General features: G+C 66.4%; 14 protein-coding genes and 1 pseudogene. 11 read left to right on the plus strand and 4 right to left on the minus strand.

Going from position 1 to position 15,253, the window contains the following annotated elements; translation table 11 throughout:
• Positions 1–2: 2 nt before the first annotated feature.
• The 11 genes from AB0D27_RS22715 (at position 3) to AB0D27_RS22765 (ending at position 10,923) form a co-directional block, all read left to right on the plus strand.
• Positions 3–266: an acyl carrier protein gene (locus AB0D27_RS22715; protein ID WP_099918042.1), complete on the plus strand. Its 264-nt coding sequence runs from the start codon at positions 3–5 to the stop codon at positions 264–266.
• Positions 263–1,525: a diaminobutyrate--2-oxoglutarate transaminase gene (ectB, locus tag AB0D27_RS22720; protein ID WP_356228688.1), complete on the plus strand. Its 1,263-nt coding sequence runs from the start codon at positions 263–265 to the stop codon at positions 1,523–1,525. The genes AB0D27_RS22715 and ectB overlap by 4 nt, the downstream gene beginning before the upstream one ends.
• 64 nt (positions 1,526–1,589) lie before the next feature.
• Positions 1,590–2,123, plus strand: coding sequence for a diaminobutyrate acetyltransferase (ectA, locus tag AB0D27_RS22725; protein WP_107069182.1), 534 nt, complete (start codon positions 1,590–1,592; stop codon positions 2,121–2,123).
• Positions 2,124–2,183: 60 nt separating this feature from the next.
• On the plus strand, positions 2,184–3,389 hold the full coding sequence (locus AB0D27_RS22730; protein ID WP_362511624.1) for a cytochrome P450: 1,206 nt from the start codon (positions 2,184–2,186) through the stop codon (positions 3,387–3,389).
• A 25-nt stretch (positions 3,390–3,414) separates the two neighbouring features.
• On the plus strand, positions 3,415–3,612 hold the full coding sequence (locus AB0D27_RS22735) for a ferredoxin (protein WP_040029662.1): 198 nt from the start codon (positions 3,415–3,417) through the stop codon (positions 3,610–3,612).
• Positions 3,609–4,850, plus strand: a complete 1,242-nt coding sequence (locus tag AB0D27_RS22740) for an FAD/NAD(P)-binding oxidoreductase (RefSeq protein ID WP_362511627.1) — start codon at positions 3,609–3,611, stop codon at positions 4,848–4,850. Before AB0D27_RS22735 ends, AB0D27_RS22740 begins: the two co-directional genes overlap by 4 nt.
• A gap of 63 nt (positions 4,851–4,913) precedes the next feature.
• The gene (locus AB0D27_RS22745; RefSeq protein ID WP_255918540.1) at positions 4,914–5,324 is read left to right on the plus strand and encodes an ectoine synthase; all 411 of its coding nucleotides are present in this window, start codon (positions 4,914–4,916) and stop codon (positions 5,322–5,324) included.
• A 153-nt stretch (positions 5,325–5,477) separates the two neighbouring features.
• The gene (locus AB0D27_RS22750; protein ID WP_362511630.1) at positions 5,478–6,251 is read left to right on the plus strand and encodes an NAD(P)H-dependent oxidoreductase; all 774 of its coding nucleotides are present in this window, start codon (positions 5,478–5,480) and stop codon (positions 6,249–6,251) included.
• 219 nt (positions 6,252–6,470) lie between these two features.
• Positions 6,471–6,953, plus strand: a complete 483-nt coding sequence (locus tag AB0D27_RS22755) for a helix-turn-helix domain-containing protein (protein ID WP_362511633.1) — start codon at positions 6,471–6,473, stop codon at positions 6,951–6,953.
• On the plus strand, positions 6,950–7,498 hold the full coding sequence (locus AB0D27_RS22760; protein ID WP_362511636.1) for a transposase: 549 nt from the start codon (positions 6,950–6,952) through the stop codon (positions 7,496–7,498). The genes AB0D27_RS22755 and AB0D27_RS22760 overlap by 4 nt, the downstream gene beginning before the upstream one ends.
• 254 nt (positions 7,499–7,752) lie before the next feature.
• Positions 7,753–10,923, plus strand: a complete 3,171-nt coding sequence (locus AB0D27_RS22765; protein WP_362511639.1) for a hypothetical protein — start codon at positions 7,753–7,755, stop codon at positions 10,921–10,923.
• A gap of 155 nt (positions 10,924–11,078) precedes the next feature.
• On the opposite strand, the gene AB0D27_RS22770 is transcribed toward AB0D27_RS22765, so the two are convergent.
• The 4 genes and pseudogenes from AB0D27_RS22770 to AB0D27_RS22785 form a co-directional block, all read right to left on the minus strand.
• Entirely contained in the window at positions 11,079–11,891 is an 813-nt protein-coding gene (locus AB0D27_RS22770) for a hypothetical protein (protein WP_362511642.1), read from the minus strand.
• Positions 11,892–12,245: 354 nt separating this feature from the next.
• Positions 12,246–13,082 carry an endonuclease domain-containing protein gene (locus tag AB0D27_RS22775; protein ID WP_362511645.1) on the minus strand — a complete coding sequence of 279 codons (837 nt, stop codon included), beginning with the start codon at positions 13,080–13,082 and terminating at the stop codon, positions 12,246–12,248.
• Between the two features lie 334 nt (positions 13,083–13,416).
• Positions 13,417–14,727, minus strand: a complete 1,311-nt coding sequence (locus AB0D27_RS22780) for an endonuclease domain-containing protein (RefSeq protein WP_362511648.1) — start codon at positions 14,725–14,727, stop codon at positions 13,417–13,419.
• A gap of 283 nt (positions 14,728–15,010) precedes the next feature.
• Positions 15,011–15,178, minus strand: a pseudogene (locus AB0D27_RS22785) (transposase); the annotation flags it as partial.
• Positions 15,179–15,253: the final 75 nt, after the last annotated feature.

Genomic DNA, 15,253 nt, shown 5'->3' on the forward strand with positions numbered 1-15,253 from the left:
CCATGGACCGCCAGCACGTCGTCACCGCCCTCGAGAACGCCCTCACCGACGTCCTGGAGCGCCCCGTCACCGGTCTCACCGGCGACGTGAAGCTCTTCGCCGACCTGCACCTGGACTCCACCACCATGCTCGAGATGCTCATGTTCCTCGAGGACTCCATCGGCCTGGTCGTCGACCCGGAGGAGCTGGACGCGGACGACTTCGTCTCCGTGGACACCTTCACCGACTTCGTCCTCGCCACACAGGGCGAGCAGGTCGCGGCATGACGCTCACTCAGCCCGACCTCAGCGTCTTCACGACCCTGGAGTCCGAGGTACGCAGCTACTGCCGCAGCTGGCCCACCGTGTTCAACCGCGCGCAAGGTAGCCGGATTTACGACGAGGACGGGCACGAGTACCTCGACTTCTTCGCCGGGGCCGGTTCCCTCAACTACGGCCACAACAATCCCGTGCTCAAGCGCACTCTGCTCGACTACCTGGAGCACGACGGCGTCACCCACGGGCTGGACATGTCCACCACGGCCAAGCGCGCGTTCCTCGAGTACTTCCAGAACACGGTGCTGCGCCCGCGGGACCTGCCCTACAAGGTCATGTTCCCGGGCCCGACCGGCACCAACGCCGTCGAGGCCGCCCTCAAGCTGGCACGCAAGGTCAAGGGCCGCGAGTCGATCGTGTCGTTCACGAACGCCTTCCACGGCATGTCGCTCGGCTCGCTCGCCGTGACCGGCAACGCCTTCAAGCGGGCCGGCGCCGGCATCCCGCTGGTACACGGTACCCCCATGCCGTTCGACAACTACCTCGACGGCAGGACCCCGGACTTCATCTGGTTCGAGCGGCTCCTGGAGGACCAGGGCTCGGGCCTGAACCAGCCGGCCGCCGTCATCGTCGAGACGGTCCAGGGCGAGGGCGGCATCAACGTCGCCCGCGCCGAGTGGCTGCACGCCCTCGCCCAGCTCTGCCGCCGGCACGACATGCTGCTCATCGTCGACGACATCCAGATGGGCTGCGGCCGCACCGGCGCCTTCTTCTCCTTCGAGGAGGCGGGCATCACGCCGGACATCGTCACCGTCTCCAAGTCCATCAGCGGCTACGGACTGCCCATGTCGCTCTGCCTGTTCCGAGCGGAGCTCGACGTGTGGGAGCCGGGCGAGCACAACGGCACTTTCCGCGGCAACAACCCGGCCTTCGTCACCGCGACCGCCGCCCTCAACACCTACTGGAGCGACGACACGCTGGAGCGGCAGACCCTGGCGCACGCCCAGACCATCGAGGCCGCGCTCCACGACACCGCCGCACACCACAGCGGATCGGCCTACCGCGGCCGTGGGATGGCCTGGGGCCTGGAGCTCGCCGACCCTTGGCACGCGGGGCGCGCCGCACGCCGCGCCTTCGAACTCGGGCTCCTCGTGGAGACCTCCGGGGCCCACGACGAGGTCTTGAAGCTGCTGCCCCCGCTCACCATCACCACCGACGACCTCGACGAGGGACTGCGCACCGTGCAGCGCGCGGTCTACGAAACGGCGTGACCGCGCCCGCCACCGACATGAGAGACACACGAAAGAAAGGCCCCGACCCGACATGACGATCACCATGCCCACTGCAGCCTCCACGGAGCCGAACACTGCCGAGAAGAAGCGGGCCGTCTTCCGCGCACCGGTCCCTCAGGACGGACCCGCCGTGTGGAAGATGGTCGAGGACACTCCCGGCCTGGACTCCAACAGCCTCTACTACTACTCGCTGTGGTTCCGGGACTTCGCCGACGGCTCGCTGGTCGCGACGGTGGACGACGAACTCGTCGGCTTCCTCACGGGCTACCGCCGCCCCGAGGAGCCCGAGACCTACTTCGTGTGGCAGACCGCCGTCAACCCGCGCCACGGCATCCCGTTCCTCGGCGTCAAGCTCTTCCAGGAGGCGGCCGACCAGCAGGTTGCCAACGGCGCCCGGTACGTCGAGGCCACTGTCTCCGCCGAGAACAAGGCGATCATCATGGTGCTGAAGCAGTACGCGAAGAAGCACTTGGCCCCCGTCGAGACCCGCGTGCTCTTCCCTAGCTCCCTCTTCGCCGACAGCGAGGGCCACCACGACGAGGTCCTGTACCGCATCGGCCCGCTGACCGCCGGCTGAACCGGGCCGCCCGTCACTGGTCCGAGCAGCACCGCATCCGACGACTGGGAGCCGACCGCCATGGCCACGCAACCCACGACACTGCACCTCGACATCAGCAACGCCCACTTCCGCATGGACTCCGAGGAGGTGCGGAAGGCACGAGACGCCCACTGGTACGCACGTACGGATTGGGGCATCGCCGTCCTGCGCTACGAGGACAGCAGCGCCCTCCTGAAGAGCCCCCTGTTGACGCAAGGATCGGCCAAGTGGCCCGCTCAGCACGGGGTCGTCGAAGGACGCTTCGACGAGTGGTGGCAGAAGACCCTGCTGGTGCTGGAGGGCGGCGAGCACAACAGGATTCGCCGCCTGGTGAACCCCGCCTTCTCGCCTCGCCGGATAGCGCCCCTGCACGCGAAGTTCCAGGACCTGGCGGACGGCCTGGTGGACGAGTGGATCGAGGACGGGCGCACCGAGTTCGCGAGCCGGTTCGCCGCACCGTACGCGACCAGGATTCTGTGCGTGATGCTGGGCATCGACGAGAACGACTGGAAGAAGATCCACGAACTCGCCTCTACGATCGGCCTCGGCCTCGGCATCACCATCCAGGAGAACATCGCCCGGATCGACCAGGCCATCGTCGAGCTAACCGAGTACGCCGAGTCCCTGGTCCGCAGCCGCAGGGAGTCCCCCAAGGGCGACATCCTGAGCACCCTCGTGGACGCGAGGGACGAGGACGCGGGCAAGCTTTCCGACGAGGAGCTCATCAACCTCATCATCCTGTTGATCTTCGCGGGCATCGACACGACCCGGAACCAACTGGCCCTGAGCGTCGAGGCGTTCTCCAAGCAGCCCGACCAGTGGGAGAAGCTGGCATCGGCCCCCGAGCGCTACTCCGCCGCGGCGGTCGAGGAGGCGCTGCGCGTCAACCCGATCGGCCGCTGGATCTCGCGCGAAGCGGCGGAGACGTTCCAGTACAAGGAGCGCACGATCGAGAAGGGGACCACGCTCCACCTCTTCACCATGACGTCGGCCACCGACCCGGCCGGGTTCGACGACCCTGACCGCATCGACCTCGACGCCGAGCGCTCCCCGCACTTCGCGTTCGGCGGCGGACTGCACCACTGCCTTGGGCACTTCGTCGCCCGTGCGGACATCGGCGTGGCCCTCTCGACGCTGGCCACGCGGCTGACCGACCTGCGCGTGGGGGAGGACGCCGAGTGGCTGCCCGACTCCGGCAACACGGGGGCGGTTGCGCTGCCCATCACGTTCACCTCGCGTTCCTAAACCGCGCTTCCGATCGGAGGAGACCATGAAGATCACTGTTGACGAGGTCAAGTGCCAGAACCACGGCCTGTGCGCCATCTCGGCGCCGGATCACTTCGAGCTCGACGCCGACGGGAAGCTGGCGTACCAGGAGACGTTCGACGAGGAAAGCCTCGACGCGATCGAGGACGCCATCGACTCGTGCCCCTTGCAGGCGATCGTCATGGACCGTGACGCCGCATGACTGGCGCAGCGCCGCGCATCGGCATCGTCGGCTCCGGCATAGCCGGCCTGCGGGCGGCCCAATCGGTCCTCACTTGCGAAACCGGTGCCAGGATCACCGTCTTCGGGGACGAGGCCCACCGCACGTACAGCCGGCCGGGTCTCACGAAGAAGCGCTACCCGCCGTCGGCCGACCTCAGAGCGGCCATCACCGAGGACCTGAGGGTCAAGGGGGCCGAGACCAGCGCGCTCGACTGGCACCTCGGCACCCGCGTCGAGGCGGCGGACCTGCGCGGCAGGGTCCTGCACCTGAGCACCGGCGGAACGTTCGCCTACGACGGCCTGGTAGTCGCCTCGGGAGTACGCCCGCGGACCGCCGCCCGCGACGACGAGGAGTGCGCCTCGCACGCGCACAGGACGCTGCGCGGCCTGGACGACGCGCACTCCATCCACCAGGAGCTCCACAGGAGAGCGGTGGTGACGATCGCGGGCGCCGGGTTCGTCGCGTGCGAACTGGCCTCGTTGGCCAAGGAGTACGGCTGCGACGTGGTCATGCTCGAAGCGATGAGGCACGGGCCCTTCGAGAACATCCTGGGCGAGGACGTCGCGCGAGCGCTCGGACGCTGGGTCACCGCGAACGGCGTCACCCTGCTGACAGGCGAGGCGGCGAAGGAGCTCCTCTGCGACCGCTCGGGAAGGCGCTCCGGAGGCGGACACTCGGCGTCGCCTCCCGGGGCGGCGTCCGAACGACCGCTCTTCATCGAGGCCATCGGCAGCGTTCCCAACGTGGAATGGCTGGACGGGAACGGCCTGGACCTGTCTGACGGGGTACGGGTCGACGAGTATATGCGCGTACTGGGGTGCGAGGGCGTTTTCGCAGCCGGCGACATCGCCCGCTATCCCGACCCGTGGGGCACAGAAAGACTAACCCGCATGGAATTCTGGAAAAATGCGATTGACACCGGCAATATCGCCGGGAAGGCGCTAGCGTCGTCTCTGGGATACGGATCGAAGATGACCCGGATCGCGTACTTCCCCAGCATGGCTACCGAAGTATTCGGACTTCGTATCCAGATCGCGGGGAACCCCAGGAACGCGGACTCCATGGAGATCGTTCGCGGCGACCTCGAACGCCTCGGTGACGGAGTCCTCGTCACGTACCTGCAGGAGAGCGCGATCGTCGGGGCGGCCTACCTGGACAAAGGGGCCCAGTTCAACCGCCTCTACATCGAGCTCCTGAAGTCGCTGAAAACGCGCTAGCCCTATCGACCTCACCTCATTTGTCATAGCGCCAAGAATTCGAGAACGATCAGGAGGAACATCATGCAGGTTCGTAGGATTTCGGAGATCGAAGGTACTGACCGCGATGTCACGGCGGCGAGCGGCGCGTGGCGCAGCAAGCGCATCCTGCTAGCTTCGGATGGATTCGGGTACTCGGTTTCCGAGACCGTCGTGTACGCCGGAACCGAGACCGACATCTGCTACGCGAACCACGTGGAAGCCGTCTTCTGCATCTCCGGGAAGATGATTCTGGTCGACCGCGACGAGAACGAGGAACACGTCATCACGCCCGGCACCCTCCACATCCTGGACGACGCCGACAACCACACGATCAAGCCGATCGAGGACAGCACGTTCCTGTGCATCTTCACCCCGGCCCTCACCGGCCGTGAGGACCACGACGAGAACGGGGTCTATCCGCTGCTGACGGACGAGGTGGTGGAGGCCAAGTAGGCCGCGCCGCGACCCCGCGCACCCCTGGAGTCCCCGCTAGGCCACTGGCGGGGACTCGGCGTCACCGCGTCCGGGACGGCCCCGGCGGCGGGTTGCCCCAGGACGGGCCGGGTAGGTGCGCACGATCATGGATCTGCCAGAAGGGAACCTACAGTGAAAGTCCTGTGGCTCACCGCCCACCCCGAACCCCGTTCCCTGAACGGCTCCTTGTACCGCGACGGTGTCCAACACCTCCTGGACCAGGGGCATGAGGTGCGCACCAGCGACCTGTACGCGATGAAGTTCGACCCGGTCGTCGGGCCCAGTGACTTCTCCCACCCCGACGGCGAGCGGCTCGTCGTCGGCAGCGCGGCCCAGCAGGCCTTCGAACGGGGTGCGTTGTCCCCTGACATCGCCGTCGAACACGACAAGTTGTCCTGGGCGGACACGCTCGTCGTGCAGTTCCCGTTGTGGTGGTACGGAATGCCGGCCATCCTCAAGGGCTGGTTCGACCGCGTCTTCGTCGGCGGGTTCGCCTTCGGCGTCCGCGACGCCCGGGGGCGCCAAGTGCGCTACGGCGAGGGGGCGCTCGCGAGTAAGCGCGCGATGGTCGTCGTCAGTGCCGGTGCTCGGGAGGCGAGCCTCGGCCCTCGCGGCGTCAACGGTGAGCTCAACGACCTGCTCTTCCCTCTCCAGCACGGCACGCTGTGGTACGCAGGGATCGAGGTCCTGCCCCCGCTGCTCGTCCACGGAGCCGACCGTGTGGACGAGGCCGCGTACGCCTTCCACGCGAACGTCCTGCGCCAGCGTCTCGAGGACCTTCCGTACACCGGACCGCTGCCGTTCCGCCACCAGAACGGCGGCGACTACGACGAGGACCTGGTCCTGCGCCCCGAACTCAACCCGCACGCCACAGGGACCGCCGCCCACTACCGCACTGAGAGCTGACGACGAGGCCGTCCTCGTCAGTCGCCGTGGAAGAACAGAGCGAGCGCCTAGTGCTGGGTTCCTCTTTCGTTGGGTATATGTCCTGGTGGCGGGGTAGTTGACGGTGCTCGGGGCGGGTGCTGGACGATGGTTTTACGGGCACGACCGGGACGTGACGAGGACGAACGGGCAGTTGTTCGCCGGTTGTCGCGGGCACGGAAGGCTCCGCGCGATGCAGTGATGCGAGCCCGGATGATCGAGCTGAGCTGGTCGGGGCTGCGGGTGCCGGCGATCGCCGTGGAGTTGGGCTGCAGCCAGAAAACTGTCCGGTGCTGGCTGCACCGCTTCAACCGCTCCGGCCTGCAAGGACTGGATGATCTGGGTGGGCAGGGCCGCAAGCGGCGGATCACCGAGGAGGAACGATCTCGGATCATCGCCCTGGTCAAGAGCGTGCCGCCGGGGCGGCTGAGGTGGGAGCCCGTCGGGGAGCTATGGGCCTTCGACGAGTCCGGGCCACCCGAGTGGACCCTGGATGCCCTGGCCGCGGCAGCGCGGGCCGAGGGGATCGAGGTGGGTCGCTCGCAGGTCCGCCGCATCCTGCTCGCCGAGGGCGTGCGCTGGCGCCGCACCCGGTCCTGGACGCGATCGAAGGACCCGGACTTCGTCCCAAAAGGACAAGGATCATCGGCCTCTACACCCACCCGCCCGACGACGCGACGGTGATCTGCGCCGACGAGCTGGGGCCAGTGATCCCGCGGACCTTCCCGCCCGCACCCGCCTGGTCACCCGACGGCCACCGGATCAAAGCAGAACTCGACTACAGCCGCGGACCGGAGAAAACCTGGATCTACGGGGCCTTACGGGTCCGGGACGGCCAGCAGATCACCATGGCCGCTTCCTCCCGCAACAGCGTCTTCTACCAGCAGTTCCTGCAACAGATCGAAGACGCCAACCCGACCGGCGAAATCTGGATCGTCACCGACAACTTGTCCAGTCACAACAGCCTGTCCACCCGGACCTGGCTCGAGGACCATCCCCGCATCCACCACGCCTTCATCCCCGTCGGCGCGTGCTGGCTCAACCTGCAGGAAGGCTGGTGGCGCATCTTCCGCAAAGCCGCCCTCGCCGGCCGCTCATTCGCCAACCGCGACGACATCGAACACGCCACCACCCTGGCAACCAGCCAGCTCAACTCCCGTGCCAACCCCTGGAGAGACCTACGCCCCTACCTGCGCGGCTGGAGCCCATACGAGCCCAAACGCAAATGAGTCGATGCCGTGCCCAGACGGTGTTCACCGAGGGGGCTTTGCCGCAGTCAAAGGCCTATGAGGTTCTGAGTTCGTCCCATTGGGCTGCAGCGATGCCGCACAGCGCCCGGAGAACCTGTGTTGTCAGTGCCGAGTGTGATGATGCAACCGTGACGCGACCGAACCCATCGGAGCCCGATACGCCGCTCCAGTCAGGGCCCCTTCCCGAAAAGAGCGGGCCAGCTGCGGACGCTTGGACGCCGTGCGTGGGGGACGTGAACCTGCGCACCCCACCCTTGTCAGGTTCTCCAGCGCGGGCACCGCACGGTGACGACCTGGACCTGCACATCGGGTGGGACCGTTTCGAGAAGCTGCTGCTTGCGCTCTCGCGCAACATCCTTGGCCTGCGCGACATCAGGTTCCGGCGTTACGGGGTCCAAGGCCAGGAGCAGCACGGCATCGACCTGGCCGGACGAGAGTCAGACGGTGGCTACACGGTCGTCCAGTGCAAGGACTACGCGGTCTTCACGGTCAGCACCTTGCGCAGAGCTGTTGAGAAATTCGGCACTGGGCGACGTCCCTTCAATGCTGCCCGTTTTATCGTGGCGACCTCTGCCTCCACGGACCCTACGCAGTTGAATGAGGAACTCGCCGCGCTCCAGCTCGAACATCCTGATCTTGAGCTGGACCTGTGGGGGTCTGAGCAGATCAACGAACATCTGCGTCTCAGGGGCGATATCGTCGCTCAGTTCTGGACCCGTGAAACGGCGGCCGACTTCTGCACCGCTGCCCCGTTGCCGGGCGTGCCGGCACCGCCGCCCGATCGGCAGGAACAAGCTGAGCGGATCCTCGTCGGACCCCTCAACACTGACGACGTGGCACCCATCCTGCGTACTGCAGACAGCAAGAGTGCCGACGCGCCCCGGGAGTCGGCCCGCCTCTACGGCGGCTTGGCCCAGCGTTTGGACGACGCCGGATACCGGGGACACGCCAGCGTGCTGCGGAGAAAGCAGTTCGAGGCCTTGCAGAAGGCCGGCCTTCTCAACGAGGCCATCGCACTGGCAGCCGAGCTCGCCGCGGTAGCACTTCACCACGGAGACGGCGACCAGGCAAAGATCCTGTCCCACCGTCTCAGCGAGTGTGCCCGCGAGGCCGCAAACTCTGGCACGCAACTGACCTCAGCATCGACACGGCATGCTGCCCTCATTGCCGCAGCAGCGCAGGACATCTCCCACCCGCTGTCGATGAGCAGCTTGCCGACGGTCCTGGAGGCCGGCACAGAAGCCGAGCCGGGCTACTGGCCACTGCTAGTCCTCATGCTCACCGAGTGCAGGCTGGCGACAGAGCCGGACACGCTCGAGGAACTCGACCCCGTCATCAGTGCAGCCCTCACGCAGGTTCACAAGCAGCCAGCTACGGAACAGGCGCGGGATACAGTCATCCGCTTGCGGCTGCTGCGGGCAGAGTACGACCATTCAGAGCGGCAAGGCTTGATCCGCGAGGCTAGGCAGCATCGAATCAAGGGCCGACGCGCCGCTCTGATCAGCGCGCGTGAAGCACGGCGATGCGCCCTCGAGGGCCGAGCAGAAGAAGCTGTGGAGTACTGGCGTGATGCCGTCCAAGACGCCATCCACGCAGGACTCGCAGAGGAAGCCGCGGACTGGCTCTACGCCATTCGCGCGGCTAACGTGCGATACGGGCCGTGGACAATCTCGATTGACGACGAGCACCATCTTGCTCAGGCCCTGCGCACGACAGGCTCCGACCGCCTGCTGGACCGCATGCGAGATCCCAGGGAGCACGCCATGTCAGCCATGGTGCGCAGCAAGCCCACTGAGGCGGTCCTTGCGGCACGCCGCTGGCTGACGGACAGCGTAGTGACAGGAAGCTGGGCCGACGAGAGCGACGCCCTTGTCTTCCTCGGTGACCTATACCGTGATCACGCCGAACCCACCCTGGCAGCGGCCTACTACCAGCGCGCCGGAAACCCCGAAAAGCTGTTGCAGCTCGCCAAGAGCGTGGGCGACACGCTGCTTCCCCTGGCTTCCGGAACGAGTCAACCCTGGTGGGTTTTGCGGGCACGTGCGGCTCTCATCGCGGCCCAGGCCGATCTTGGCGAGGACTCGGCAGCGCAGGAACTGTTCGATGAAATGCTGGACCTTGCGGTACGTGGCAGAGCAGGGGAACTCGTGGATTCGAGGACCGGGTCTCTGACACTTCAGGCCGCGAAGACCGTCTGCGCCCTTGCTCCGCGCAGCACACCCGCTCAAGCTGCAGCCCTGCTGGATTTGCTCGGCCCCGATGTTCCTCGCGAGCCTCATCACTACAGCCGTACAGATGACGAGCACGCGACCGCGTGTCTTGCGATCGCTGCAGCACACCCCGAGCTTGCAATGCCAGCGCTCACGAGACTGTTCGACCTCGCAGACGTCAATACCGACAAGGCGCTGAGACTTCTCGTGAGTGGGCAAGCGCTGCGCTTGATGGCCGCAGACCCCTCCGGCAGCAGTCCGCTATCCGCGACCACGCTCCAGAGCCCGCTGAGCGGCGACGAGCAGAACACCCTGCGCGCGCGGGCGGATCGACTGGCACAGCATGGCCACTACCTGGCCGACGTGATCCAGGCAGCACTCAATCCCAACCATCCCGACATGCAAAACCTTGCGAGGGCGGCACGCGACCGGATCCTGAACCGGCCCGAACCGGAGTCCAACAGCATCTCCATCGGCAGTGCCATGGTTCCCGACTCGGCCATGGTAGTGCACCTCGCGCCCGAAGATCAGCAAGCCTGCCTGGAGAAGCTCGTCGCAGTAGCGAGTGATCAACGAGAATCAGCGTCCAACCGCCAGGACGCACTGATTGGTGCCTACAACCTGGTCATCGACCAGCCGCCCGCACTGAAGAAAACCACGTTCCACGCGAGCCAGCCCTTCGCGCTCGGCGAGTTCGACGGAAGTCGGCTCGACGAGTTCACAGGCCCCGCCCATCCGCTCAGTTCGTTCAAAATCAACTTGGGATCCGCCTCGCTCCGCGGCCACGGACTTCGCTTGGCCGCCGCTTCAGCGACAACACCCGACGAACAAAACTGGGTTCGGGACCAAGGGATCGAACTCCTGCGCAGCGCAAGCGAGTCCGACGTCTTGGATGCGGCTTTGGCGCTCAACCAGCTACCACGCGATGTAACCGCAGACATCGATGCTTACACCTTGGCGGACCACGGGCACGTCGCCGCAAGGCAACTCAGCGCTGTGCTCTGCATCCAGGATCTGGGTCGATACGCCAACGCGGCAAAACGTCTTGCTTCAGACCCGAGTGTTCGAGTGCGCCGCACCCTAGCTGAAGCAGCAGCAACCCTCGCAGACCCCGACTCTCCAGAAGCTGCAGAACTCCTAGAACGGCTGAGCAAGGACCCGTACAGCAGCATCCGCGTTGCCGCAAGAGGATAGCCCTGGCCAGTGCCGTCTGCCCCACTACTGCCACAGCATGCTGCGCCGACTGCAGGAGCACTACACCGCGCGCGCCCAGACCCGCTGACAGGGCAGACAGCAGCGCCCCTGGCTGTTCTCCCGTGCCCCATACCGGCACACGGCACGGCGTGCCGTCAGCCGGATGCCTCCCAGCTGGTGCTGAACAGCGCGCATTCGAGCAGGTCGGGGGCTGCACCGGAGGGCCAGTTGCCGCCTGCGGCCATCTGTTCGGCGGCGGCGTGCATGAAGGAGATGTAGACCTGGTAGCGGTGGGCCGTCCAGTTGTTGTCCGACCAGACCCAGGCGGCGACCGAGCCGTCCGCATCGTGGCCGCTCTTGCGGCCGACCGCAGCCGCCATCTGCCGCAGGCGTCTGGCCAACACGCGGTCGAGGATGAGCGGCCGCGGTCCGCAGGCGGACGGCACGGCGATGCCGGTGAAGTACATGAACTTGGTGAAGAAGGCTGGCCCGAGCCCGGGAACCTGACCCTGGAGCGCGGCGTACGCCTGGGGTGCACCGTGTTCGCGCAGTGCGGTGACCGCGGCGGCCAGCGCCGTGTCGAGGCCGTCGAAGGCCAGGATCTTGTGCAGGGTTGATGGTCCGCTGCCGCCGCGAGTGCCGCGCTTTCCCTTGCCCCACACGTACGTCGCGACCAGCGCTTCCCTGAATGCGTCCCGCTGCAGTGCGTCGGCGACGGCCGAGGCCATCTCCGTCCGGCTGACCGCCGCATCACTGCCTGCGGAGGTGGGCGCCAGTACCTTCGGCCACGGAGTGATCTGCGCCCACCGGCTGGGCGTGTAGCGGACGGTGTGCGCGCCGGGTGTCCCGTCCGCGTAAGCAGCGGCATTCGCCTCCCACCACCGGCCCAGCGCCCGTACAACGGGACCGGGCAGCAGGCGTGCGGCCATCTCGCGGTCCACCGCGTCAGCGCAATCCTGTCTGTTCACGATGCGCTCCCCGAGGGCTTCCCCTGACGTGCCGGTGGTCTCCCCGGGGCGTGGCCGGAGATCACCGGACGGCTGGTGGCGGCCGCCGTGACCGGCCTGGACGCAGGCTTCGCCCGGACCGGAGACGGCCCCGCCGACGTGCCGGACGCCCTCTGGCTTCGGACGCTCGGCGTCCACGATACCGTGCCAGCTTTCCCGCCGCCGCCGCCGCTGACGGCGGCGATGCCGATGCCGTCGATGACAGCCTCGTTGAGACGGGTCTACTGAACGCTTCAGCTGGCGAGTGAGTGGCCGACCTGGCGAGCTTCGCGCTCAGCCGCGCTCCGCGTAGATACGGACGTTGATCAGGCCTCTTTACGCCTTCAGATAGTCGATCATCCTGCTGAGCGTGTCTGTGTTGTCCTTGACCTTGCCAAGCGCGATGTTGCAGTCCATGCAGAGCAGCCCACGGTTGTGCCCGCGGGCATGGCAGTGATCGACGTTGGCGTCGCCCATCCGGAAGTTGTCGGGATCGACCTTGCTAAAGGGGGTCAGGCACGTGGCGCAGGCGTGGTCTTGGTCCGTGAGCATCTGGGCAATGTCCTCGAACGTCAGGCCGTACCCCTTCTTCAGATTGCCCTTCGCGCTTTTGATCCGGACACATTCGTTGCATAGGCGGCCCTCGCCACGGTTTTTGAAGCCGAATACGGCGTACTCGTGGCCTGATCGGCACTGGGTATCGCCTCTGCGATAGGGCTTGTACGGCACCGTCTCCGGGTCGATCCCGCGTGAACGCAGTTTCGAGTCGCGCGTACAGCGTCGACAGCTCCGGGCTCCTGTCTTCGGGTGAACGTACGGGATGTTGTCGTTGTCGAACTCATGCCCGTTTGTGCACCTTTCGGCCTGAGTGGCATTGTCGGCGACCCGATCACGTCTACCGCTCACAAAGGCTCCGCTACCCAGGTTCCGCCACAAGGTTGCGTGCTCGTGGTGGATGCACAGCAACGCGTTCTCGCAGTTGCGTGTGACTGTCTGTCCCGATGCGAGCGGCGTGTCGGAGTAGTGCTCGAACACCCAGCGCTGAACGTAGACGAGCGGATTATCGCCTGCCGCGTAGCGGTCACCGTCGTAGTACAGCGGGCGGCCGTCTTTATCCGTTATCCCTGTCCAAACCAGGCATCCCGACTCTGTGCGATCTACGTTCTGAAGCACTACCTCGATGCTGATCGGGGGCCGAGAACCGGTCCTCTCAAAGGTTCCGTGCTTCCGGTAGTAGCGGTAGCAGGCTTGGCACCTGGTACCGCTCATCCGCGTTGCGGGCTTTCCGTCGCCAGAGGTGCACAGGTTTGGCATGGCGAGGATCAGAGCACAAGATCGCAGTCGAGAGCAAGCCAAAGACTACTAACCGGATACGAAGTCCCCAAGGGGCATACCATGTTGAGGTTGAGGTCCCGGAATTCCCGGCTCCGGGACTCCCGGACACTACAGTTGGGTGCCCGGCTTAAGCTGCCAACTGAAGCGCTCAGTCGCAACTGTTGGTCCGTGCTCACTCGCGTGTCCGCGGAAGGCCGGGGGATTGCGCCGGCGTCGTCGTCTCCGAGGCGGTACGCGCGGCTGGCGCCGCGCTGTCCGGCTGTGCGGCGGTGAGTGCCTGGTCGACGAAGTCCCGGACGAGCGCTGCGGTCTCGGGCACTGTGACGTTCTTCGTCCACGTCTCGCTGTGACGCCAGCACTCCAGGTCAAAGCGGTGCGCGCCGTGGGCGAGTTCCCTGTGTTGGGCCGATGGTCGGCGCTTGCATCGGCGGCTGCGGATGCGGTGGTGCTCGGTCGCCTCCAGATGCTTCTCAATGATGGCGACGTGGTACCGGCCGGGCAGGGTCCGCCGGTCCAGGCAGCTCCGGCACTCCAGTAGGTGCGGGACTGCTCCCTCCTTGTCCTCCAGGAAGTTGCGCGGGGAGGTCTTGCCTTCGAAGGTGTTGCAGCTGACGCAGAGAGGCCCGCGTAGATAGCCGTGGTCGTGGCAGTGATCCCAGGCTGCCGCCCGGGTCCCGGCGCACAGTTGGCACAGGTAGTCGTCGGCGCGGATGCCTCGCACGCGGGGTGAGTCGTACACCACGCCGCGCAGGTGACCGGTGTACCGCTGGAAGGCGGCTCCCGAGCAAGGCGGGCACAGGGTGATGTAGCCGAGCGGGCTCTGCGTACGCCAGCCACCCCAGCGCGGGCCTTGGGCGGCACAGTCCCTACAGGTCCGGGCCCCGGTGACCAAGTCCTCCTCCACCTGCTCCCAGCGGTCCAGAAGTTCGACGTAGGCCCTCGGCAGGAACAGGCTGCCGCCCGTGAAGGTCATCAGCTCCAGTGGCCGGGTGTTGGCGATGTTCCCCCCGAACCGGGTGTACGCCGCGACGAACTCGTCCCACGTCAGCTCGCCGGGCAGCCCGCTGGTGCCGATGCGCATCCAGCTGTCATTCCACTCCTCATAGGGGCGACCCTCCGTGTGCTTGTGGCGGGCCTGCCAGAACAGCCAGGATGCGATCTTCCGCCGCCAGCTGGCCCGGCCCCGGTTCTCCGCGTCCTGTTCGTCGAGGTTGCGGTGGGCGGGCAGCGGCACCTCCAGGACATCGTCAGCGTCCAGGCGGAAGTCCGCGAGCGACCGGGCTGCGCGGCGGACATCGCGTTCGTCGTACGTCCACTTCGACTTGTTCTTGTAGCAGCGCAGCGCAATGTCGCCGATCACGACATGGCTGTGACGGCGCACGTCCACCATGTTCAGGAGGTCATCCAAGTCCAGCGGGACGGCGGAACCGGCAGAGAGATCCGTGAAGTAGGCGTGGGCGAGTTTGGGGCTGATCTGGGCCATGGGTGGATGGTGACACCAGGGTCTGACACCATCCGCCCCGTATTCGCACGCGCGAGCGGCTCATCGCACACCCGTCCGAACGCGCTCTGCTTGCCATCGGTGAGGCGGTGATCGAACGCCTGCGAGTGCAGTAGCGGGTCTGGAAGAAGTGCGTTTCAGACAGCTCCGGTCAGTCGCCGTGAACAGCACGCGCCTCCGGGGCCGCCACGGTCCTGGGTCCGCACCTGTACGACACGCACGCGATATGTAACTCAGCGTGCCTAGAGGGCGTCTGAAAAGCCTGTCAGCGGGCTGGTCTTGCGAGGCGGCGCACGAGGAGCATGGCCATGGAGAGGTACATGGCGTTCTCCGAGCAGACGCGCAAGTACTCGTAGTCCTTCGACAGGCGACGGCATCGCCCCAGCCAGGCAAACGTCCGCTCTACCACCCAACGCCGGGGGACCACAGCGAACTGAGGCACGGCCGGTGGCGGTGCCCCCACCCGGGCCCAGGTTGAGCGGAATCCACCGTCGCGGCGCTGCACGAC

The organism is Streptomyces sp. NPDC048415 (assembly GCF_040651675.1).
GTDB lineage: Bacteria > Actinomycetota > Actinomycetes > Streptomycetales > Streptomycetaceae > Streptomyces.